Origin of the sequence: Paraburkholderia sp. SIMBA_027 (assembly GCF_046535315.1) — a bacterium.
In the GTDB taxonomy this organism is placed as follows: Bacteria; Pseudomonadota; Gammaproteobacteria; order Burkholderiales; family Burkholderiaceae; genus Paraburkholderia; species Paraburkholderia tropica.
Genome location: NZ_JAWRWY010000003.1, coordinates 393742 through 415076, shown reverse-complemented (window position 1 = coordinate 415076; position 21335 = coordinate 393742). Strand labels below are relative to the sequence as shown.

At 67.6% G+C, this 21335-nt stretch carries 15 protein-coding genes; 12 read left to right on the top strand and 3 right to left on the bottom strand.

The window, feature by feature from the left end; all coding sequences use genetic code 11:
* The first annotated feature begins 91 nt into the window (after nucleotides 1-91).
* From phnG to SB764_RS07465, 8 genes are all read left to right on the top strand, one after another.
* Complete coding sequence (gene phnG / locus SB764_RS07500) at nucleotides 92-589, top strand: phosphonate C-P lyase system protein PhnG (protein ID WP_410863092.1); 498 nt, start codon at nucleotides 92-94, stop codon at nucleotides 587-589.
* Nucleotides 586-1257 (top strand): phosphonate C-P lyase system protein PhnH, encoded by a 672-nt coding sequence (phnH, locus tag SB764_RS07495; RefSeq protein ID WP_410863090.1) that lies wholly within the window; start codon nucleotides 586-588, stop codon nucleotides 1255-1257. Before phnG ends, phnH begins: the two co-directional genes overlap by 4 nt.
* Entirely contained in the window at nucleotides 1257-2351 is a 1095-nt protein-coding gene (locus SB764_RS07490) for a carbon-phosphorus lyase complex subunit PhnI (protein WP_074981260.1), read from the top strand. The genes phnH and SB764_RS07490 overlap by 1 nt, the downstream gene beginning before the upstream one ends.
* Nucleotides 2348-3286 carry an alpha-D-ribose 1-methylphosphonate 5-phosphate C-P-lyase PhnJ gene (locus SB764_RS07485; RefSeq protein ID WP_074981258.1) on the top strand — a complete coding sequence of 313 codons (939 nt, stop codon included), beginning with the start codon at nucleotides 2348-2350 and terminating at the stop codon, nucleotides 3284-3286. Before SB764_RS07490 ends, SB764_RS07485 begins: the two co-directional genes overlap by 4 nt.
* Nucleotides 3283-4053 carry a phosphonate C-P lyase system protein PhnK gene (gene phnK, locus SB764_RS07480; protein WP_074981256.1) on the top strand — a complete coding sequence of 257 codons (771 nt, stop codon included), beginning with the start codon at nucleotides 3283-3285 and terminating at the stop codon, nucleotides 4051-4053. Before SB764_RS07485 ends, phnK begins: the two co-directional genes overlap by 4 nt.
* A gap of 13 nt (nucleotides 4054-4066) precedes the next feature.
* Nucleotides 4067-4852: a phosphonate C-P lyase system protein PhnL gene (gene phnL, locus SB764_RS07475; RefSeq protein WP_156773561.1), complete on the top strand. Its 786-nt coding sequence runs from the start codon at nucleotides 4067-4069 to the stop codon at nucleotides 4850-4852.
* A gap of 106 nt (nucleotides 4853-4958) precedes the next feature.
* Nucleotides 4959-6092 carry an alpha-D-ribose 1-methylphosphonate 5-triphosphate diphosphatase gene (locus SB764_RS07470; protein ID WP_065057623.1) on the top strand — a complete coding sequence of 378 codons (1134 nt, stop codon included), beginning with the start codon at nucleotides 4959-4961 and terminating at the stop codon, nucleotides 6090-6092.
* A 496-nt stretch (nucleotides 6093-6588) separates the two neighbouring features.
* Complete coding sequence (locus SB764_RS07465; RefSeq protein WP_065057622.1) at nucleotides 6589-7356, top strand: ABC transporter substrate-binding protein; 768 nt, start codon at nucleotides 6589-6591, stop codon at nucleotides 7354-7356.
* Between the two features lie 108 nt (nucleotides 7357-7464).
* Here SB764_RS07465 and SB764_RS07460 read toward each other — a convergent pair whose 3' ends face one another.
* Complete coding sequence (locus SB764_RS07460) at nucleotides 7465-11760, bottom strand: autotransporter domain-containing protein (protein WP_410863087.1); 4296 nt, start codon at nucleotides 11758-11760, stop codon at nucleotides 7465-7467.
* Nucleotides 11761-12172: 412 nt separating this feature from the next.
* Between SB764_RS07460 and SB764_RS07455 the strand changes: the two genes are divergently transcribed.
* The 3 genes from SB764_RS07455 (at nucleotide 12173) to SB764_RS07445 (ending at nucleotide 15575) form a co-directional block, all read left to right on the top strand.
* Nucleotides 12173-13312 (top strand): succinylglutamate desuccinylase/aspartoacylase family protein, encoded by a 1140-nt coding sequence (locus SB764_RS07455; protein WP_410863085.1) that lies wholly within the window; start codon nucleotides 12173-12175, stop codon nucleotides 13310-13312.
* Between the two features lie 490 nt (nucleotides 13313-13802).
* On the top strand, nucleotides 13803-14963 hold the full coding sequence (locus SB764_RS07450; RefSeq protein ID WP_065057620.1) for a porin: 1161 nt from the start codon (nucleotides 13803-13805) through the stop codon (nucleotides 14961-14963).
* A gap of 189 nt (nucleotides 14964-15152) precedes the next feature.
* Entirely contained in the window at nucleotides 15153-15575 is a 423-nt protein-coding gene (locus SB764_RS07445) for a DUF6232 family protein (protein ID WP_065057619.1), read from the top strand.
* A gap of 121 nt (nucleotides 15576-15696) precedes the next feature.
* Here SB764_RS07445 and SB764_RS07440 read toward each other — a convergent pair whose 3' ends face one another.
* Nucleotides 15697-18150, bottom strand: a complete 2454-nt coding sequence (locus SB764_RS07440) for a glycogen/starch/alpha-glucan phosphorylase (protein ID WP_065057618.1) — start codon at nucleotides 18148-18150, stop codon at nucleotides 15697-15699.
* A 575-nt stretch (nucleotides 18151-18725) separates the two neighbouring features.
* Between SB764_RS07440 and SB764_RS07435 the strand changes: the two genes are divergently transcribed.
* Nucleotides 18726-20072, top strand: coding sequence for an MFS transporter (locus SB764_RS07435; RefSeq protein WP_080180825.1), 1347 nt, complete (start codon nucleotides 18726-18728; stop codon nucleotides 20070-20072).
* A gap of 102 nt (nucleotides 20073-20174) precedes the next feature.
* Here the strand turns inward: SB764_RS07435 and ltaE are convergent, their stop codons facing one another.
* The gene (gene ltaE, locus SB764_RS07430; protein ID WP_065057617.1) at nucleotides 20175-21179 is read right to left on the bottom strand and encodes a low-specificity L-threonine aldolase; all 1005 of its coding nucleotides are present in this window, start codon (nucleotides 21177-21179) and stop codon (nucleotides 20175-20177) included.
* Between the last annotated feature and the right edge of the window lie 156 nt (nucleotides 21180-21335).

Below are 21335 nucleotides of genomic sequence, written 5' to 3'. Positions count from 1 at the left end.
AGTGGCGCCAGATTTCCCGCAGTCGCAGTGATTCGCGCAGTCATCCGTCGTGGTCTGAAATGATCCTCCCGTTCTCGACACAGGAACTCCGATGAACGCATCTTCCGCCCCGTCCTCCGCCGCCGGCTCCCCCGCCCGGCGCGCCTGGATGGCGGTGCTCGCGCGCACCTCGCGCGCCGAGCTCGAAACGGCGCTCGCCCGCGCCCTCGGCGGCGCTCCGGCGCCTGCCTACGACTGGCTGCGGCCGCCCCAGACAGGTCTCGCGATGGTGCGTGGACGTGTCGGCGGCACCGGCAATGCCTTCAATCTCGGCGAGGCCACGGTCACGCGCGCCACGCTGCGGCTGCGCGCGCACGACGGCGAGACGGCCACGGTCGGCGTCGCCTGCCATCTGGGCCGCGACAAGCGCCGCGCCGAACTGGCCGCGCTCGCCGACGCGCTCCTGCAACAGCCCGCCCGCCACGCGCAACTCCATGCCGAGTTGATCGCGCCGCTCGCGCAACGCCTCGCGGCGCAGCGCGCCGAGCGCCGCGACGAAGCGGCCAGTACCAAGGTCGAGTTCTTCACGATGGTTCGAGGCGACGCATGAACGACGCTCTGACACACACGCACTCCCACGCGATGCTGGAAGCGCTCGCGCCCGGTTTCGCCGATCCGGTCCACGACACGCAAACGGTGTTCCGCACGCTGCTCGACGCGCTCGCGCGTCCCGGCACGATTGGCGTGATCGACACGCCGCTGCCCGCCGCCGCTTCCGCCATGTCGACGCAATCGACGCAATCGCAGCCGCAACCGCACGACCGCGCGGGCCTCGCCGCCTTCGCGGCCCTGCTCACGCTCGCCGATTACGCCACGCCGGTCTGGCTCGCGCAGCCGGACGCCGCGCTCGCCGCCGCGCTGCGCTTTCACGCCGACGCGCCGCTCGCCGACACGGCGCGCGAAGCCGCGTTCGCCTACGTGAACGACGCCGCCGCACTGCCGCCGCTCGACGCGTTCGCGAGCGGCACGCCCGAGTCGCCGGAGCAGTCGGCCACCGTGTTCGTGCGCGTCGACTCGCTGACCGAAGGCGCGCCGCTCACGCTGCGCGGCCCCGGCATCGCATCGACGCACACCATCGCGCCCGCCGGACTGCCCGCGCGTTTCTGGCAGGAACGCGCCGCGCTCGCGTCGCGCTTTCCGTGCGGCATCGACTTCTATTTCGTCTGCGGCAACCGCCTCATGGGCCTGCCGCGCACGACCCGCGTGGAGGTGAACTGATGTACGTCGCCGTCAAAGGAGGAGAGCGCGCGATCGAAGCATCATGGCGTCTGCTCGACAAGGCACGCCGTGGCGACACGACCGTGCCCGAGTTGAGCGTCGCGCAGATCCGCGAACAGATGCGCCTCGCCGTGGCGCGCGTGATGGCCGAAGGCTCGGTCTACGATGAGGAACTCGCCGCGCTCGCGATCAAGCAGGCCGCGGGCGATCTCGTCGAAGCGATCTTCCTGCTGCGTGCGTATCGCACGACGCTGCCGCGTTTCGGCTATACGCTGCCGGTGGAAACGGAAAACATGGCGGTGGCGCGCCGCATTTCCGCGACCTTCAAGGACGTGCCCGGCGGCCAGGTGCTGGGCGCGACTTACGATTACACGCAGCGTCTGCTTGACTTCGCGCTGCTCGCGGAAGACGATAATAATACGGATACCGAATCAATTTCGCCCGCACAGCCACAGCAGGAATCGGAGCCGATGCCGCGCGTCGTCACGCTGCTCGACAAGGAAGGGCTGATCGAACAGGAAACGGCCTCGCCCGACGCCGCCGAACCCGGCGATCTGTCGCGCGAACCGCTGTCGTTTCCCGCCGACCGCTCGGTGCGTCTGCAAAACCTCGCGCGCGGCGACGAAGGCTTTCTGCTCGCGATGGGCTACGCCACGCAGCGCGGCTACGCGCATTCGCATCCGTTTGCGGGCGAGATCCGCTTCGGTTCGGTGGCCGTGGAAATGGTGCTCGACGAACTGGGCGAAGCGGTCGAGATCGGCGAAATCGATTTGACCGAGTGCCAGATGATCAACCAGTTCGCAGGCAGCAAGGACGTGCCGCCCGCCTTCACGCAAGGTTACGGCCTCACGTTCGGCCACGCGGAACGCAAGGCGATGGCGATGGCGCTGGTCGATCGCGCGCTGCGTGCGGAAGAACTCGGCGAGACGCTCGCCTCGCCCACCCAGGACATCGAATTCATGCTCTCGCACAGCGACAACGTGGAGGCCTCGGGTTTCGTGCAGCATCTGAAACTGCCGCATTACGTGGATTTCCAGTCCGAACTCGAACTCGTGCGCCGCCTGCGCGCGCAGCACGAAGGAGAAGCCGCATGAACGCTCCCGATACGTTCGACACGGCGCTCGCCTCGCACGAAACCCAGGCCGCCGACGGCTACAACTTCGCCTATCTCGACGAGCAGACCAAGCGCATGATCCGCCGCGCGCTGCTCAAAGCGGTGGCGGTGCCCGGCTACCAGGTGCCGTTCGCCTCGCGCGAAATGCCGCTGCCGTATGGCTGGGGCACGGGCGGCATTCAGGTGACGGCGGCGATCATCGGCGCGAACGACACGCTCAAGGTCATCGACCAGGGTTCCGACGATACGACCAACGCCGTGAACATCCGCCGCTTTTTCGCGCGCACGACGGGCGTGGCCACCACGCGCCGCACGCGCGAAGCGACCATCGTGCAGACGCGCCACCGCATTCCCGAAACGCCGCTCACCGAGAAGCAGATTCTCGTCTATCAGGTGCCGATGCCTGAGCCGCTGTACCGCCTGGAGCCGCGCGTGGCCGAGTGCAAGAAGCTGCACGCGCTCGCCGATTACGGACTCATCAGCGTGAAGCTCTACGAGGACATCGTGCAGCACGGCAGCATCGCGACCACCTACGACTATCCCGTGATGGTGAACGGCCGCTATCTGACCTCGCCTTCGCCGATCCCGAAGTTCGACAATCCGAAGCTGCACATGAATGCCGCGCTGCAATTGTTCGGCGCGGGCCGCGAGCGCCGCATCTACGCGATTCCGCCTTATACGCCGGTGAAATCGCTCGATTTCGACGATCACCCGTTCGAGGTGCAGCGCTGGGAGCACGCGTGCGCGCTGTGCGGCTCGCGCGAAAGTTTTCTCGATGAAATGATCGTCGACGATGCGGGCAAGCGCATGTTCGTCTGCTCGGACAGCGACTATTGCCACGATCGACGCGAACATCAGGATGCCGAATCGTCTTCACTGGACGAGAAAGCGGTTCAACCGGGAGAACACGCATGACGCCGCTTCTCAGCGCCCGCCGGCTCACGAAACAGTTCGGCGGCAAGAACGGCTGCCGCGACGTGAGCTTCGACCTGTATCCCGGCGAGGTGCTCTGCATCGTCGGCGAATCGGGCTCGGGAAAAACGACGCTGCTCAACACGCTCGCGCTGCGCACGGCCGCCGATTCCGGCGCGCTGAACTACCTGAACGTGAACGGCGAGACGCTCGATCTGCGCACGCTCTCCGAGCCGCGGCGCCGTCTGCTCGCGCGCACCGAATGGGGCTTCGTGCAGCAGAATCCGCGCGACGGACTGCGCGCGGGCGTTTCGGCGGGCGCCAATATCGGCGAGCCGCTGATGGCCGTGGGCGCGCGTCATTACGGACAGATCCGCCATACCGCGCAGCAATGGATGTCGCGCGTCGAGCTCGACGCCACGCGCATCGACGAACTGCCGTCGGCGTTTTCGGGCGGCATGCAGCAGCGTCTGCAGATCGCGCGCAATCTCGTTACCGGTCCGCGCCTCGTGTTCATGGACGAGCCCACCGCGGGCCTCGACGTCTCCGTGCAGGCGCGCCTGCTCGACCTGCTGCGCACGCTCACGACCACGCTGCATCTTTCGGTGCTGATCGTCACGCACGACATCGGCGTGGCGCGTTTGCTCGCGCATCGTCTGATGGTGATGCAAGGCGGCACGGTCGTGGAATCGGGCCTGACCGATCAGGTGCTCGACGACCCGCAGCATCCCTATACGCAGACGCTGGTGGCCTCGGTGCTGCCGGTCTAGGATGGTGAACACGATGACACTCAATCCCTCATCCGCGCGCGCGTTCGCCGAGCGCCCCGCGCTCATGCTGCGCGCCGAAGACGTGCGCAAGACCTTCACGCTGCACGGCCAGGGCGGCATCGGCATCGAGGCGCTCGCGGGCGTGTCGCTCGATGTCGAACGCGGCGAATGCGTCGTGCTCGTCGGCCCGTCGGGCGCGGGCAAGAGCACTTTTTTGCGCTGTCTCTACGGCAACTATCTCGCGAGCGGCGGCACCATCGCGATCCGCGACGACGCGCTGCCGCAACAGCATCTGGCGATCACGGGCGCCGAACCGCACGACGTGCTGCGTCTGCGCCGCAACGTGGTGGGCTACGTGAGCCAGTTCCTGCGCGTGATTCCGCGTGTGAGCACGCTCGATATCGTGGCCGCGCCGCTGGTTGCACGCGGCATCGACGAAGACGAAGCGCGCGAACAGGCCGCGCAGCTGCTCGCGCGCCTGAACGTGCCGCAGCGTTTGTGGCCGCTCGCGCCCGCCACGTTCTCGGGCGGCGAGCAGCAACGCGTGAATATCGCGCGCGGACTGATCGCGCAGCATCGCGTGCTGCTGCTCGACGAACCGACGGCGTCGCTCGATGCGGAAAACCGCGCCGTCGTCGCGCAACTGATCGTCGAGGCGCGCGAGCGCGGCGCGGCGATCGTCGGCGTGTTCCATGACGAGGACACGCGCGAGCGCGTCGCCACGCGCGTGCTGACGCTCGCCGCGCCGCGCGCGCCGATCGGCCTGCAAGCCGGGATGGAAGCCCGCGCCGTCGCCTGAAAAACGACGCGAAGAAACTGCACTGTGTCACGCGCCGCGCGCACACTGAAGCCTGTGCGCCGCACGCGTCCCACCCTGATGACGACCTGATTTCCGGAGCCCGACGATGTTGATCACCAACGCTCGCATCGTGACGCGAGACGACGTATTCACCGGCACGCTGCGCGTGGAAGACGGCATGATCCGCGAGCTGTCGCGCGGCACGAGCGCCGCGCCCGAAGCCGAAGACTGGGAAGGCGATTTCCTGCTGCCCGGCCTCGTCGAACTGCATACCGACAACCTCGAAAAACACCTCGCGCCGCGTCCCGGCGTGCAGTGGAACATCGACGCCGCGTTCGTGATCCACGACGCGCAGATCGCCGCCGCGGGCATCACCACGGTGTTCGACGCGCTCGCCATCGGCACGCGTCTTTCCGTGGGCGTGCGCGGCCGCGACGTGCAGCTTGCGAGCGCCGCCGCGCTGTCGCGTTTCACCGAACGCAAGCTGCTGCGCGCCGATCACTTCCTGCATCTGCGCTGCGAGATCGCCACCGAAGACGTGATCGAGCTGTTCGATACGCTCAGCGCGCATCCGCTGCTGCGCCTCGCCTCGGTGATGGACCACACGCCCGGCCAGCGCCAATGGCATGACCGCGCGCAGTGGCGCCGCTTTCAGGAGCGCCACGGCAAATGGACCGACGAGCACGCCGACAACCTGCTCGCCGAAATGGCCACCGAGCAGGAGCGTTACGCCGATGCGCACCGCCGCGAGATCGTCGGGCGCTGCCGCGCGCGCAACATTCCGCTCGCGAGCCACGACGACACGCTGATCGAGCACGTCGAGCAGGCCGCGGAAGAAGGCATCGTGCTGGCCGAATTCCCGACCACGCGCCTCGCCGCCGAAGCCTCGAAGCAGCGCGGCATCGCCACCATCATGGGCGCGCCGAACGTGGTGCGCGGCGGCTCGCATTCGGGCAACGTCTCGGCGCTCGAACTGGCGCAGGCGGATCTGCTCGACATCCTCTCGTCGGACTACGTGCCGTCGAGCCTGCTGACCGCCGCGTTCGACCTCGTGACCAAGGCCGACTGGACGCTGCCGCGCGCCGTCGCCACGGTGTCGTGGGAGCCCGCGCGCAAGGCCGGTCTGCACGACCGCGGCGCGATCGAACCAGGCCTGCGCGCCGACTTCGTGCGCGTGACCATGCTCGATGCGCTGCCGGTGCCGCGCGCGACGTGGCGCGCGGGGCAGCGCGTGGTGTGAGCGCGTGGTGAGCACGCTTTAAGCATGCATTGAAGTAGAAGCCGCAAGATTGCTGCGTTGCAGTAACGGCGCGCTGAGGCTGTCGATCAAGCCAACGGCGCGCCGTCGTTTCGATTTCAACTTCCCTTCAGGTACCGCGCCTTGCGCCGTATCGGTGCTCGCGCAATCATCCGACTGTTGCGGCAGAGCATCGCAAGCGCGCTCCCGCACGCGCGCCGCGGTCTTGCGCCGATACGCCGCGCGCCTTGTCCAGCAAGGCTTTGCGGCCGGCGTCATCGATTCGCCGGCGACCGTTAGAGCGTTGGCTCGCCCGCCATCCGGTATTTCACTAGCGACGCAGCAATTTTGACCGGGTAAGCTTTGCGGCGCCGCTCGCAACACGCTCAAACGTGAAGTGCGAGGCCACCACAGTTCCAGCGCGAGCCGCGCCGGAACACAGCACGGCGGCGGCACGACCGCACGCCGCGCGCCCTGAACCATACGAGGAGTACACATAGTGAAGAAACTGCTTGCCGCCCTGTCGGTTGCCCTGCTGGCCGTCTCGGCCGGTGCCGCCCAAGCCAAGGACTGGACCACCGTGCGCTTCGGCGTCGACGCGAGCTACGCGCCGTTCGAATCGAAAGCACCCGATGGCAAGCTGGTCGGCTTCGACATCGACCTCGGCAACGAAATCTGCAAGCGCATGAACGCGAAGTGCGTGTGGGTCGAGCAGGATTTCGACGGCATGATTCCGGGCCTGAAGGCGAAGAAGTTCGACGGCGTGCTCTCGTCGATGACCATCACCCCGCAGCGCCAGGAACAGATCGCGTTCTCGGCGAAGCTGTTCAACACGCCGACGCGCCTCGTCGCCAAGAAGGGCACGAGCTTCCAGCCGACGGCTGACTCGCTCAAGGGCAAGTCGGTGGGCGTCGAGCAAGGCACGATCCAGGAAACCTACGCCAAGGAAAACTGGGCGCCGAAGGGCGTGAACGTGGTGCCTTACCAGAACCAGGACCAGGTCTACGCCGACCTGATCTCGGGCCGTCTGGACGCCGCGCTGCAAGACGAAGTGCAAGCCGACCTCGGCTTCCTGAAGACCCCGCGCGGCGCGGGCTTCCAGTTCGCGGGCAAGGAAATCCCGACGGGCGCTGCCGCCATCGGCCTGCGCAAGGAAGACACCGACCTGAAGGCGAAGATCGACAAGGCCATCGCCGACATGATCAAGGACGGCACGTACAAGAAGATCGAAGCCAAGTACTTCGACTTCGACGTGTACGGCAACTAAGCATCGCCGTTCCCTTCTTGCGACCGCCGACGTGCGGTCCGCAAGATGGAAAAAGCCCAGACCTCGGTCTGGGCTTTTTGCTTTGCGGTGCGCGCAGCGATGCGACGCTCAGAAGCGGTAGGTCGCCTGCACCGAGCCCGCCTGCGCCGACGCGTGCGTCGTATTGATGAGCGCGTCGTACCCGAGCGACACGTCGAGGTGCTTGAGCGGCTGCATGCTCACGCTCACGCCGGTCGTCAGGTAGCCGCGCGGCAGGTTCGTGCCGGGCGCGGTGAAGAGCGTGCCGTCCTGCGACGCGACGCTGACCGCGCGGCCCGCATCCAGCACTTCGTGCGCGTAACCGAGGCGCAGTTGCACGTTGACCGGACGCAGCGCGTCGCCGAACGCCTTGTCGAGCGTCACTTCGGCGTAGGGCTGCAGGCTGTGGACGTTGTCGGTGCCCACCTGCAGATCCTGGCCCGCCGCGCCGCTTTCGCCGAAACCGTTGGCGTGGAAGTACGCATAACGCAGCCCCACGCGAGGCGTCAGCACGACGCTGCCCAGCGTCAGCGGCAGGCTTGCCTGGGCCGCCGTCGTGAATTCCTGGCCGATGTGATCGCCCTTTGCCGTGCCCACGCTTGCGAACGGGCGCTTCTGCGAGAGGAAGTCGAGGCCGTAGCCGACCGTCGCCGATACGCCCACCGGACCGAGCCAGCGACTGCCGTAGAGCGCGGCGCGCAGCGTATCGGCCATGCCCGAACTGCCGGTCTGCGACTCGTCGAGATCGGTATGCGCATAGCCGCCCGCGAAGCCGACCGTGGTCTCGCCGAGGCGACGCTCGACACCCGCGAGGAAGCCGTAGCGGTTCGCCTGGAAACCCGGCTCGCCCGCGCTGCCGCCGACCTTGGTCTGCGTGCCCGTCGCGTCGATCCAGGCGTCGGGCGCCGCGCCCGGCGCCGCCTGCGCGCCCGCACGTGCCATCAGCGCGGCGTTGGTGTGCTGGGCGTTGATCGACATGGCCGTGCCCAGCGCCGTGTAGATGCTCGTCTCGACCGGTGCGATCACGACCGGCGTGGACGGCGTGGTCGTGCCCGACGCATCGGCGGCCAACACGAGATCGACATCGCTCGCGCCGTACTTCACGGTCGACGTCAGCCCGCTCAGATTCGCACCGCTTTCCAGCGTGCCGGTCACGCTCGTGAACTGCCCGCTCACGCCCTTGGCCGCCGTCACGATGGTGTACTGCGTGGCCGTGTAGGTGCCCGGGTCGTAGGTAATCGCGAGCACGCCGTTGAGCGTCGCGCTGCCGTTGACCTTCAGTTGCGAGCCCGCCGTCGGACTCACTTCGATCGACAGCGTCGCGTTGCTCGCCTGCGTGTAGTTGCCGTTCACGGTCAGCGTGCCGATCGAGCCGCCCGGCGCGACGGTGCCGCTGTTCGAAACGTTGCCGAGAATCGTGCCGTGACCGCGCAGGATGCCGCTCGAAATCACGTTGGCGTCGCCGCCGAGGATCGCGCCGCTGTGGTCGATGTCGCCGACTTCGAGCGTGCCGCCCGAGATCTCGGTCGCGTTCGCATAGGCCGAGCTGTCGCCGTTGAGGATCAGCGTGCCGCTGCCCTGCTTGAGGATCGCGCCGGTGCCGCTGACCGCGCCGCTGAAGACCGTCGAGCCGTCGACGACCGTCAGGTTGCGCGTGCCCAGCACGACCGAGCCCGTGCCGACGAGACCCGCAACGGTCGCGCCGCTGTCGGTCGCCGAAATATCGAACGTGCCGTAATCGCTCACGATGCTCGAACGCGCGATGCTGCCCGCGCCCGCCAGCGCGAGCGTACCGTTCAGGATCGTGGTCGCGCCGGTGTAGGTGTTGACGCCGGTAAGCGTCAGCGTGCCTGCGCCGGTCTTGACGAGGCCGCCGCTGCCCGCGATGGCCTGGGCGATCGACGCCGTATGCCCGTTCGTGTCGAACGTGCCGCCCGATGCGCCGAGCGTGACCGCGCGCGTCGAGGCGAGCGCGAAGTTCGCGCCCCAGCGCAGCGTGCCGCCGTTGAGCGTGAGCGCGCCGGTCGAGGCGCCGAGGCCGCTGTCGGCATTCACGACGACCGCGCCGCCCGCGAGCGTCGTCGCGCCGCTGTAAGTGTTCACGCCCGTGAAGGTCTGCGTGCCGCCGGTCACGGTCACGCCGCCGGTGCCCGTGATGACGCCGCCGTAGCTGGTCGCCGCGCTTGCGCCGGTCAACGTGAGCGTGCGCGCGCCGAGCGCGACCGTGCCGGTCGTGCCCGTGCTGCTCAGTCCCTTCACCGCGGCGGAGGCCGAGTTCGACACGTCGAACGTGCCTTCGACATCGACCGTCCGCGAGCCGGCGATGCTGCCGTTGCCCGCGAGCGCGAGCGTCGCGCCCTGGGCGATGTTGGTCGCGCCGGTGTAGGTGTTCGCGCCGCTGAACGCTTCGGCGCCGCCGAGCAGGTTCACGTTGCCGGTGCCCCCGATCACGCCCGCGAAGCTATCGCCCGCGTTGGCGTTCGTGAGCGAGAGCGCATTCGCGCCGAGCGCCACGCGGCCGGAGCCGGTCAGACGCGAGATCGCCACCGCGCCGGACGATGCGGAGATATCGAGCGTGCCAAGATCGTTCACGATCGACGAACTGGCGATGTTGCCCGCGCCCGACAGCGCGAGCGTGCCGCCCGAGTCGATCGACGTCGCGCCGCTGTACGTGTTCACGCCGCTCAGCGTGACGATGCTCTCGCTGCTCACGTCGACCTTGCCCGCGCCGGAAATCGTGCCGGTCACGTTGAGCGTGGTGCCGCCGAAGTTCACTTGCGACGCGCTGTCGTCGAGCTGGATCGCGCCGAGCGTCGCGCCGCTCGCGGTGCTGCTGATGGTTGCGCTCACACCCGCGCCCAGTTCCACCGCGCCGTTGATGATCGAATGCGCGCCAACCGTGAGCGAGTTCGTGCCGCCCGTGAACTGGATGGCGCTGGCCTGCACGCCGCCGGAAATGCCGCCCGAAATGGTGCCGTCGTTGTCGATATCCAGCGATGAACCGACGATGCCCGCGCCGCTGTTGGCGCTCGTCACCGCGACCGGAAACGGAAAGATGATGCCGATGCTGCCGCCCGCGCCGCCTGCGCCGCCCTGAATGACGCCGCCCGCGCGGTTGGTGACGGTAAGGTTGTTGCCGCTCACGCCCGCGCCGCCCGAACCGGCCGTGCTGCTATAGAAAATGACGTCCGACGCGGCGTCGGCGCCGGTGCCGCCGCTGATCGTGCCGCTGTTGTCGACGACCATGTTGTTGCCCGCGAGGCCCGCGCCGCCGCTGCCGCTGACGCCACCGCCAAACGGACCGTTGGAGGAGGCGCTCGCGCCGTTACCGCCGCGGATCGTGCCTGCGTTGTTGGTGACGCTCAGGTTGTCGCCGCTGATGGCCGCCGCGCCCGCGCCGCCCACGCCGCCGCTGTCGATGCCGCCGTCATAGCTGTTGCCGCTCGTGCCGCCGTCGCCGCCCGTGATCTTGCCGCCGTTGCTGACGATGCTCAGGCCGCTCGCCACGATGCCGATGCCGCCCGCGCCGCCCGACGGCGAGGACCCGGACCCGATACCGGATTCATCATTGCCGCCGCCGCCACCACCACCGCCCGTCACCCACGCGCCCGTGCCGAGCGTGATGGTGGCCTGGCCCGACGTCGAAACCGCCTGGATGCCGACGCCGCCCGCACCGCCTGCACCACCGGGCGCGTCGGGAAAGCCAATGTCGTTGTTGCCGCCGCCACCGCCGCCGCCGCCCGCGACCGTCACGCCGGCCGCGATCGATAGACCGCCGACGGTCGCGCCGTCGAGCACGACGCCCGTGCCGCCGTTGCCGCCGGCGCCGATCGTCGCACCGGGAACAGGCTGCGCACCCGCGCCGCCACCGCCACCGCCGCCGACTGCGTCGCCGGTCACCGTGACGGTGCCTGTGCTGATCGTTTGCGCCGTCTGCCCCGCGCCGCCCGAGCCGTTCGGTGTCGTGCCGCCGCTGCCTTGCGCGTTCGCGCTGCTGCCGAGCCAGAGACCCGCACCGCCGTCGTCGCCATTGCCGCCCAAGCTGCCACCCGAGCCGCCCGCGCCTGCCGTGCCCGCTGCGCCGCCCACACCCATTGCGCCGCCCGCGTTATACGCCGCGGACGTCGTGTCAGCCCAGGCGTTCGCGCCGCCGAGGGCGAACAGCAATACGGCCGGGCAGGCGAGCAACGCCGCGCCTACGCGCCCTGCGCGGCGCGCGCCAGGCGCGCCGCTCTCGAACGCATCGAATGCCTCCAACGCCTCGCGCCGCACGCATGCGGCCTGCGCCGGTCGCGCGCTGCGTTTGCCGCTTGCGCGCGCCAACTCGGTGACGACCTGCCATACGCCAGTGCTCGTATTCCAAACCACGCGGTAAAACCGATTCATCCCCATCACCTTTGTCGGAACCGGCTGTTTCGCGCCGGATTAGTGCGGGATATCGGCGCCTCGTAAGCTTCCTGAATGGCTCACTTACAAAAAATTCCAAAATGTTTCTCTTGCATTCCGATCCATTTTTAAAGGGCTAAAACGCGAAAACGTTTGCGTAGAATCGCTATTTTTAAGGAATCCGTATTAGCCGGAAAAAACGCCCGACCGGATCGCAATCGTTTGCGCGACGCCACACATCACGACGCGCATGGCGCGCGCCGCCGCTCAGCGAGCGCGAACGGTCGCACCAGCACCCCGATTCAGCCCACCGCGCATATCGGCTAAGATCATGGGCACCGGTCCGCCCGCGGACCAAACCTACTGCCACTCCGAACGCGCCTCGCGCTCAACCGCGTCGCACGCACTCATCATGCAAACCCGCAACCATCCGCTGATCGCACCCGCGCTCGGTACCGCGCGACAGATCACGAGCTTCCACTACGGCCCGGCGGCTGATCCGTCCGCAGGCCAGACCGGCGCGCCGAAGGTCTACATCCAGTCGTCGCTGCACGCCGACGAACTGCCCGGCATGCTCGTCTCGTGGACGCTGCGCCGCAAGCTCGCCGCGCTCGAAGCCGCCGGACGCCTGCGCGGCGAGATCGTGATCGTGCCGGTGGCGAATCCTATCGGCCTGAACCAGCACTGGCTCGGCCATCTCGTGGGCCGCTTCGAATCGAACACCGCGCAGAACTTCAACCGCAATTTCCACGACCTCACGGCGCTCGTGCTGCCGCACATCGAGGCGCGCCTGGGCACGGACGCCGCCGCGAACCTCAAGACCATCCGCCACGCGATGGGCGAGGCGCTCGCGGCGCAGCAGCCGAGGACCGAACTCGATTCGCAACGCCTCGCGCTGCAACGCCTGTCGTACGACGCCGACATCGTGCTGGACCTGCATTGCGACTGGGAAGCCGCGATGCACATCTACACGAACCCGGAGCTGTGGCCGGAAGTCGAGCCGCTCGCGCGCTATCTGGACGCCAAGGCGTCGCTGCTGGCGCTGAATTCGATCGGCAATCCGTTCGACGAGATTCACAGCTTTTGCTGGAGCGAGCTGCGCGAGCGCTTCGGCGAGCGTTTCCCGATTCCGCACGGCTCGATTTCGGTGACGGTGGAACTGCGCAGCCAGCGCGACGTCTCGCACGAGTTCGCCGAGCACGACGCCCAGGCGATCGTCGAGTATCTGACCGCGCGCGGCGTGATTGCCGGCGCGGCCGCCCCGCTGCCGCCGCTCGCGCATCCGGCCACGCCGCTCGCGGGTACGGAGCCGATCGTCGCGCCGGCAAGCGGCGTGATCGTGTTCCGCGCCGAATGCGGCGCATGGCTCGAAGCGGGCGCGCCGGTCGCCGATATCGTCGATCCGCTCACCGACGAGCTGGTCACGCTGCACACCAGCGTGAGCGGCGTGATGTACGCGCGTCACAGCGCGCGTTTTGCGACGGCCGGCATGGAAGTCGCGCGCATCGCCGGCGACACGCCGATCCGCACGGGCTCGCTGCTCTCGCTGTAACTCCCCTCGCCGTTTTGTCATGGCTCATCGCACCGATGAGCCATGACTGCACACGTCCATCTCCATTGCCGGGCAGATCGTTTTACGGATTATTTCGCAATCCCAACTTCATGAATTCGATAAAACACGCCACGCGCGACTCATTCCCTGCGTCGATAAATCGAATGGATTCGCCAATAAAACCACCATAAAAAGCGATCCATATACGAAATCCAATCGTTGAAAGCAGAAAATTTTATAACGCGCTAAATCGCGCTTTTTTTGCCCGGATTTTCTTTCCTATCGCCTCGCGAGCCGCGCCAGCGCTCGATTTGCGCCGTTCGCTCCCGTCGGCAAGCCCGCTGTCGCATTTACGCCACAGAGTAGCGACATTCATGTGGCATTTCCTTACTGTCACAATCCTTTCGTCCTCGACCCTTAAATTGCAGCGCGTCGCACAGACCGGCCCAAAAGAGGCCGGCACATACTTTTCCTTCATCCGGAGCAACAGTTGAAAAAGAAAATTCTGACCACCGCTATCCTTGCAACCATCGCGGGCGCGGCCCACGCTCAAAGCAGCGTGACCCTGTATGGCCTGATCGACGCAGGCGTGAGCTACATCAATCACACGCAAAACGCGACGAAGGGCAGCTCGAAGGCATTCCAGTACGGTGACGGCGTGGCGCAAGGCAGCCGTTGGGGCCTGCGCGGCTCGGAAGACCTGGGCGGCGGCCTCAAGGCAATCTTCGTGCTCGAAAACGGCTTCAACAGCGGCAACGGCACGGCTGGCCAGGGTAGCTCGATGTTCGGCCGTCAAGCCTACGTCGGTCTGACGCAAAACAACATCGGCTCGCTGACGTTCGGTCGTCAATACTCGTTCAACACGGACATCCTCGGTTCGCTGTACTCGACCGGCGGCAACACGGTGTCGGGCAACTGGGCGTACCACGTCAACGACGTCGACCAGCTCACGTCGAGCCGTATCAGCAACGCGGTCAAGTTCCAGAGCGTGAACTTCTCGGGCTTCACGTTCGGCGGCCTGTATGGCTTCTCGAACACGACGTCGTTCGCCGGCGCACCGTCGGGCAGCACGACGGCTTCGTCGCGCGCTTACAGCTTCGGCGCGAACTACGCGTACGGTCCGTTCAGCATCGGCGGCGCATACGCCGACATCACGTACCCGGCAGCCGCATCGCCGACGACGTTCTCGACCTCGCTCGCCAACGTCAGCACGGCCGTCAGCGCGATCCGCGACCTGCGCTCGTTCGGCTTCGGCGGCCGCTACGTGTTCGGCCCGGCAACGGCATGGCTGCTGTGGACGAACACGCGCTTCGAGCCGATCACGGGTTCGTCGACGCTGTACAACGCGTACGAAGCAGGCGTGAAGTACGCCTTCACGCCGGCCCTGACGGGCGCGGTCGGCTACACGTACTCGCGCGCTTCGGGCCTCTTCACGGCGCACTGGAACCAGGTCAACGGTTCGGTCGACTACGCGCTGAGCAAGCGCACGGACGTCTACGGCCTGGTCGCTTTCGAAGACGCGTCGGGCTCGTACAAGGGCACGCCGGTGCAGGCGCAGATCGGCGATTCGTCGTCGAGCATCTTCGCGCCGTCGGGCTCGGGTTCGCAGAACCAGCTCGCCGTTCGCGTCGGCATCCGCCACAAGTTCTAAGCACGCACGACGCCGCGCCCGCCTTGCGGGCGTGGTGCGCGCGCGAAAAAAGGGCGTCCCTCGGGACGCCCTTTCTCTTTTGTACAGCCGCTTCTCGCGCTCCGCACGCGGTCTGCGGCAGCACAGGACCTGCCGCCGCGCGCGCGCTTCTGGTACGCTGCGGCCTTTCCACTCGCAGCATTCGAATCGATGGAACTTCCTTTCAACGAAGCGGCCGTGACGGTCACTCGCACCTCGCTGTCCGCCGCCGGTCAGGTCATCGCGATGCGCGACATCGAAGACACTCGCATCGTCACCGTTGAGCGCAGCCGCGTGGTGCCCATTGTGATCTCGCTGATCGGCGTGGCCATCGCCGCGGCCGGCGGCGTCTGGGGCTCGGGCGCGGCGCTCGGCTGCGGCGTGATGCTGATCGTGGTCGGCTGGCTCGCGTGGATCTGGCAAGAAGTCTCGCACCGCCTGATCGTGGTGGTGGGCGGCGCGCCGCGCGAAGCCGTCACGAGCGGCGACCGCGCCTTCCTCGAACGCGTCGAACAGGCCGTGCGCGCCGCGAAGGCCGACGCCCCAGCAGCGCCCGCCGCACCCACTGCACCCGGCGCCACGCCGGCAGCCTGAGCGGCGGCGCCTGAGCAGTCACCCGATCCGCACACCGCGCGGCCCCTGGCAACAATAAGCGGCCCGCGCACCCAGCCAGCTTCTCCCGCCAGCTACCTGTTTTCCGGCCACGCCCGCGTCGTCACTCCAGATCGATCGGCCGCGTGTGCCAGATGTCGCGCGCATATTCGGCAATCGCCCGATCCGACGAAAACGTCCCCATGCCCGCGACATTCTCGATCGCGCTCGCGGTCCAGCCCGGCACGTCGACGAAGCGGCGGTCGGCGGCCTCCTGCGCCTCGACGAACGCGGCATAGTCGGCCAGCACGAGGTAGTGATCGCCCCAATCCACGAGCGTGTGGAAGATATCCGTGTAGCGCGCCGGATCGCCCGGCGAGAAGAAGCCCGTGCGGATCTGGTCGAGCACGGTGCGCAGCTCGGCGTTTTCTTCGTAGACCTGACGGGAGCGATAACCCGAGCAGCGCAGCGCATCGACCTGATCGGACGTGTGCCCGAAGATGAAGATATTCTCCGGCCCCACCGCGTCGCGGATCTCGATGTTCGCGCCGTCGAGCGTGCCCATCGTCAGCGCGCCGTTGAGCGCGAGCTTCATGTTGCCGGTGCCGGACGCCTCGGTGCCCGCCGTCGAAATCTGCTCGGAGAGATCGGCGGCCGGAATCAGCACTTCGGCCACGCTCACGCCGTAGTTCGGCACGAACGTCACCTTGAGCCGGTCGCCCACCACGGGATCGTGATTGATCTTCTCGGCCACGTCGTTGATAAGGCGGATGATCATCTTCGCCATGCGATACGCCGACGCCGCCTTGCCCGCGAACACCACCACGCGCGGCACCCAGTCGCGCTCGGGCTCCGCGAGAATGCGGTTGTAGCGCGTGATCACATGCAGCACGTTGAGCAACTGCCGCTTGTATTCGTGGATGCGCTTGACCTGCATGTCGAACAGCGCATCGGGATTGAACGACAGCCCCGTGCGCGCCGTGAGCCGGCGGATCAGGCGCACCTTGTTCTCGCGCTTGGCCGCGCGAAACGCGGTTTCGAACGCCGCATCGCCCGCGAGCTTGCGCAGCGCGCCCAACTCGAACAGATCGGTGCGCCAGCGCGTGCCGATGGTTTCGTCGACGAGCGCGGCCAGCGGCGGACTCGCCTGCGCGAGCCAGCGGCGCGGCGTGATGCCGTTCGTGACGTTGGTGAAGCGCTCGGGATAGAGCCGCGCGAAGTCGCCGAAAATATCGCGCGTCATCAGTTGCGAATGGAGCTTCGAGACGCCATTCACCTTGTGACTCGCGACGATCGCCAGATACGCCATGCGCACGCGCCGCTGGCCGTATTCGTCGACGAGCGAAATGCGGCGGATGAAGTCGAGATCGTGCGTGCCCTTCTCGCTCGCTTCGCGCAGGAACGCGGCGTTGATATCGAAGATGATTTCGAGGTGACGCGGCAGCAGGCGCGCCAATAGTTCGACGTCCCAGGTTTCCAGTGCTTCAGGCATCAGCGTGTGATTCGTGTACGAGAACACGCGCTTGATGTGCCCCATCGCCTCGTCCCACGGCATGTGATGGATATCGACGAGCAGGCGGATCAACTCGGGAATCGCCAGCACCGGATGCGTGTCGTTCAGATGGACCGCGACCTTGTCGGAGAAGCGCCCGAACGTGCTGTGCGTGCGCAGATAACGACGGATCAGATCCTGCATCGTCGCCGACACGAAGAAGTATTCCTGACGCAGACGCAGCTCGCGGCCCGCCATCGTCGAGTCGTCGGGATAGAGCAGACGCGATACGTTCTCCGAAATATTTCTCGCTTCCACCGCGCGCTGATAATCGCCCTTGTTGAACGCCGAAAGGTCGAGCTCCTCGTCGGCGCGCGCAGACCACAAGCGCAGCGTGTTGGTCGCGCTCGTGGCGTAGCCGGGAATCACGGTGTCGTAGGCCATCGCGTTGACGTGCTGCGTGTCGATCCACTCGACGTGGCCGTCGCGCTGCACGGTGCGCCCGCCGAAGTGCACGGGATACTGCACCTCGGGGCGCGGAAATTCCCACGGATTACCCGAGCGCAGCCAGTAGTCGGGCGCTTCGACCTGCTCGCCGTTGATGATCTGCTGGCGAAACATGCCGTAGTCGTAGCGGATGCCGTAGCCGAAGCCCGGAATGCCGAGCGTCGCCATCGAGTCGAGGAAGCACGCCGCGAGACGGCCGAGGCCGCCGTTGCCGAGCGCGGCGTCGGGTTCGAGGTCGATCACGGAATCGAGATCCACGCCGACGTCGGCGAGCGCCTCTTTCATCTGATCATGGATGCCCAGCGCGAGCAGCGCGTTCGAGAACGTGCGGCCGATCAGGAATTCCATCGACAGGTAATAGACGCGTTTGACGTCCTGGTCGTACTGGCGGCGCGTGGTGATCATCCAGCGCTCGACGAGGCGGTCGCGCACCGCGAGCGCGGCGGCGTGCAGCCAGTCCTGCGGCGCCGCCGTGACGGCGTCCTTGCCGACGCCGTACATCAGGCGATTGGAGATGGAACGGCGCAGCGCATCGGCGCTGCTCTTCAACTGGTCGAACTCAAGACCGACTGCTGTCATCGAATGCCTCCCGGAAAAGCGACGCGCCGCGTTGCATGTCGATGCGGCGGCGCGCGTTCGTTCAGGGGCTGCGCGCGAGCACCGTTCGGGTGCACGCCGGGTACGCGGACCGATGCAGGGCGAGGCGCACGCGAGCCTGCGTGACTCGCCTCGCGCCGCATCCTCACCTTGGCCCGCGGGCGCAGATCAGTTTGCAGATTAGGACATTTTGAGATCGCGTGCGGCGGCGCGCCATCGCAAACGCGCCTGGTTCGCCTCGTTGCACGAGCGCTCACGGCACGCGAGACGGGCGACTCGGGCGGACGCGGCCAGTTTGGCTGTTAGTTGCGTTCCATCAGCCGGACGACGACATTCGAGGCGCAAAAATCCCGACGCCAAAAATGCACACCGCGCCGCCTTACAAGCACCTCACGCTTTGAAGCAGGCGCTGCACGAACGCGCCGCGTCTGTAACAATTGCACCAGCGCGCGTCGCGCGCGCCTGCCTTGCGCTTGCCCTTCGATTCGCCCGAGACCGCCGCCTTGTCCGATACCCACACCGCGCAGCCCGACACCACGCCGCGCGCCGACGAGCCCATGTCGGCGAAAAACCGCCGTGCGATGGCCGCGATCATGCTCGCCGTCGCGCTCGCGACGCTCGACACCGCGATCGCCAACACGGCGCTGCCCGCCATCGCCACCGATCTGCACGCGGCGCCCGCCGCTTCGGTCTGGATCATCAACGCGTATCAGCTCGCGATGGTCGCCACGCTGCTGCCGCTCGCGGCGCTCGGCGACATCCTCGGGCATCGGCGCATCTATATTGCGGGGCTGGCGATCTTCACGGTCGCCTCGCTCGCCTGCGCGGTCTCGCCCACGCTCGGTGCGCTCGCGGCGGCGCGCGTGCTGCAGGGCCTCGGCGCGAGCGCGATCATGAGCGTCAACACGGCGCTGATCCGCTTCCTCTATCCGACGCACCGGCTCGGACGCGGTCTCGGCATGAACGCGCTAATCGTCGGCGTGTCGTTCGCCGTGGGCCCGACCGTCGCGTCGCTGATTCTCTCGGCGGGCACGTGGCCGTGGCTGTTCGCGATCAACGTGCCGCTCGGCGCGCTCGCGCTCGTCTTCGCGATGCCCGCGCTGCCGCACACCGCGCGCGGCAAGCACAGCTTCGATCCGCTCGCGGCGCTGCTCAATCTCGTCACCTTCGCCGCGCTGATCTTCGCGCTCGGCGAGGCGGCGCAGCGCGCGCCGCTGCGCGAAGTCGGCATCGCCGCCGTGATCGCGCTGGTGTTCGGCCTGCTGCTGATCCGCCGCGAAGCCGGCCATCCCGCGCCGATGCTGCCCGTCGATCTGTTCAAGCGGCCCGTGTTCGCGCTGTCTTCGCTGACCGCGGTCTGCTCGTTCGCGGCGCAAGGCCTCGCGTTCGTTTCGCTGCCGTTCTATTTCGAAACCGTGCTGATGCGCAGCCAGGTCGAAACCGGCTTCCTGATGACGCCGTGGCCGGTCGTGGTGGCCGCCGCCGCGCCGATCGCCGGGCGGCTGTCGGACCGCTATCCGCCGGGCCTGCTCGGTGCGATCGGCCTGGCGATACTCGCGGCGGGCATGGCGTCGCTGGCGATGCTGCCCGTGCATCCGAGCGTGCCCGACATCGTGATCCGCATGGCGATCTGCGGCGCGGGCTTCGGTTTCTTCCAGTCGCCGAACCTGCGCGCCATCATGGCCGCCGCGCCGCCCGAGCGCAGCGGCGGCGCGAGCGGCACCATCGCCGTCTCGCGTCTGCTCGGGCAGACCACGGGCGCGGCGCTCGTGGCGCTGTGTTTCGGGATCGTGGGTTCGCGCGGCCCGACGCTCGCGCTCGGTCTGGGCGCGGCGTTCTCGGCGGCGGCGAGCATCGTGAGCGGCTTGCGCCTGTTCGCGCCGTCGCACCGCGCGGGGCATTAGCGCGGGGCCGGTGAAGCGCTGACGCGGCGCGCGCGTGGAAGGTTGCGAGACGGGTTGCGCGATGGGTTGCGCGATGGATTGCGCAACCCGCGCCCGGCTGGATCAGCGCGTGAAGTACGCCTTCACGGCGTCGACGAAGGTGTCGATATCGGCGGCGCTCACGTCCAGATGCGTGACGAAGCGCGACGCGTAGAGCATCTGCGTGAGGATGCCGCGCTCCTTGAGCCACGCTTCGAGCGGCGCGCAGTCGGCCTGCGGAAACTGCGCGAACACCATGTTGGTGGCGTGCGACATCACCTTCACTTCATCGATCTGCGCGAGCCCGGCCGCGAGGCGCGCGGCGTTCGCGTGATCGTCGGCGAGACGCTCGACGTGATGATCGAGCGCGTAGAGACACGCCGCCGCCAGCACGCCCGACTGGCGCATGCCGCCGCCCAGCACTTTGCGCCAGCGATGCGCCGACTCGATCAGCGCGCGGCTGCCCACCAGCACCGAGCCGACCGGCGCGCCCAGCCCTTTCGAAAAGCAGATCGACACCGAGTCGAAGTCCGCCGTGAGCGCCTGCAACGGCTGATTCGAGCCGACCGCCGCGTTGAACACGCGCGCGCCGTCGAGGTGCGTCGCGAGTCCGCGGTCGTGCGCGAACTGCGTGGCCTCGGCGACATAGGCCGGCGGCAGAATCTTGCCGCCGATGGTGTTTTCGAGCGCCAGCAGACGCGTGCGCGCGAAGTGGTCGTCGATCGGCTTGATCGCGGCGGCGATGCGCTCGAGCGGCAGCGAGCCGTCGGCGGCGTTATCGAGCGGCTGCGGCTGGATGCTGCCGAGCACCGCCGCGCCGCCGCCTTCGTACTTATAGGTGTGCGCGAGCTGGCCGACGATGTATTCGTCGCCGCGTCCGCAATGCGCCATCAGCGCGGCGAGGTTGCTCTGCGTGCCGCTCGGGAAGAACAGGCCCGCTTCCTTGCCCGCCTGCTCTGCCACGCGCGCCTGGAGGCGCAGCACGGTGGGGTCGTCGCCCCAGACGTCGTCGCCGGTTTCGGCGCGGGTCATGGCGGCAAGCATGGCGGGGCCCGGGCGGGTGACGGTGTCGCTGCGCAGATCGATCATGCGATGAAGTCCTCGTGGTGGCCGCGCTCAGGCCGCGCGGCGTGGAATCATCGAGTGTATTTTCAAACGGCGCGGCGAGGCAACCGCGCGAAAAATCGGCGGGGAACGCGGAGGGAAAAGCGGGGAGGAGAAAGCGCGGCGCCCGAGCGCCGCGCA

What these genes read in the sequence shown, in the direction of transcription:
- SB764_RS07470 (WP_065057623.1), top strand. Translation starts at nt 4,959, where the DNA reads ATGTTGATCACCAACGCTCGCATCGTGACGCGAGACGACGTATTCACC.
- ltaE (WP_065057617.1), bottom strand. Translation starts at nt 21,179, where the DNA reads ATGATCGATCTGCGCAGCGACACCGTCACCCGCCCGGGCCCCGCCATG.
- phnL (WP_156773561.1), top strand. Translation starts at nt 4,067, where the DNA reads ATGACACTCAATCCCTCATCCGCGCGCGCGTTCGCCGAGCGCCCCGCG.
- SB764_RS07445 (WP_065057619.1), top strand. Translation starts at nt 15,153, where the DNA reads ATGGAACTTCCTTTCAACGAAGCGGCCGTGACGGTCACTCGCACCTCG.
- SB764_RS07485 (WP_074981258.1), top strand. Translation starts at nt 2,348, where the DNA reads ATGAACGCTCCCGATACGTTCGACACGGCGCTCGCCTCGCACGAAACC.
- SB764_RS07490 (WP_074981260.1), top strand. Translation starts at nt 1,257, where the DNA reads ATGTACGTCGCCGTCAAAGGAGGAGAGCGCGCGATCGAAGCATCATGG.
- phnH (WP_410863090.1), top strand. Translation starts at nt 586, where the DNA reads ATGAACGACGCTCTGACACACACGCACTCCCACGCGATGCTGGAAGCG.
- SB764_RS07455 (WP_410863085.1), top strand. Translation starts at nt 12,173, where the DNA reads ATGCAAACCCGCAACCATCCGCTGATCGCACCCGCGCTCGGTACCGCG.
- SB764_RS07440 (WP_065057618.1), bottom strand. Translation starts at nt 18,150, where the DNA reads ATGACAGCAGTCGGTCTTGAGTTCGACCAGTTGAAGAGCAGCGCCGAT.
- SB764_RS07435 (WP_080180825.1), top strand. Translation starts at nt 18,726, where the DNA reads ATGTCGGCGAAAAACCGCCGTGCGATGGCCGCGATCATGCTCGCCGTC.
- phnK (WP_074981256.1), top strand. Translation starts at nt 3,283, where the DNA reads ATGACGCCGCTTCTCAGCGCCCGCCGGCTCACGAAACAGTTCGGCGGC.
- phnG (WP_410863092.1), top strand. Translation starts at nt 92, where the DNA reads ATGAACGCATCTTCCGCCCCGTCCTCCGCCGCCGGCTCCCCCGCCCGG.
- SB764_RS07460 (WP_410863087.1), bottom strand. Translation starts at nt 11,760, where the DNA reads ATGAATCGGTTTTACCGCGTGGTTTGGAATACGAGCACTGGCGTATGG.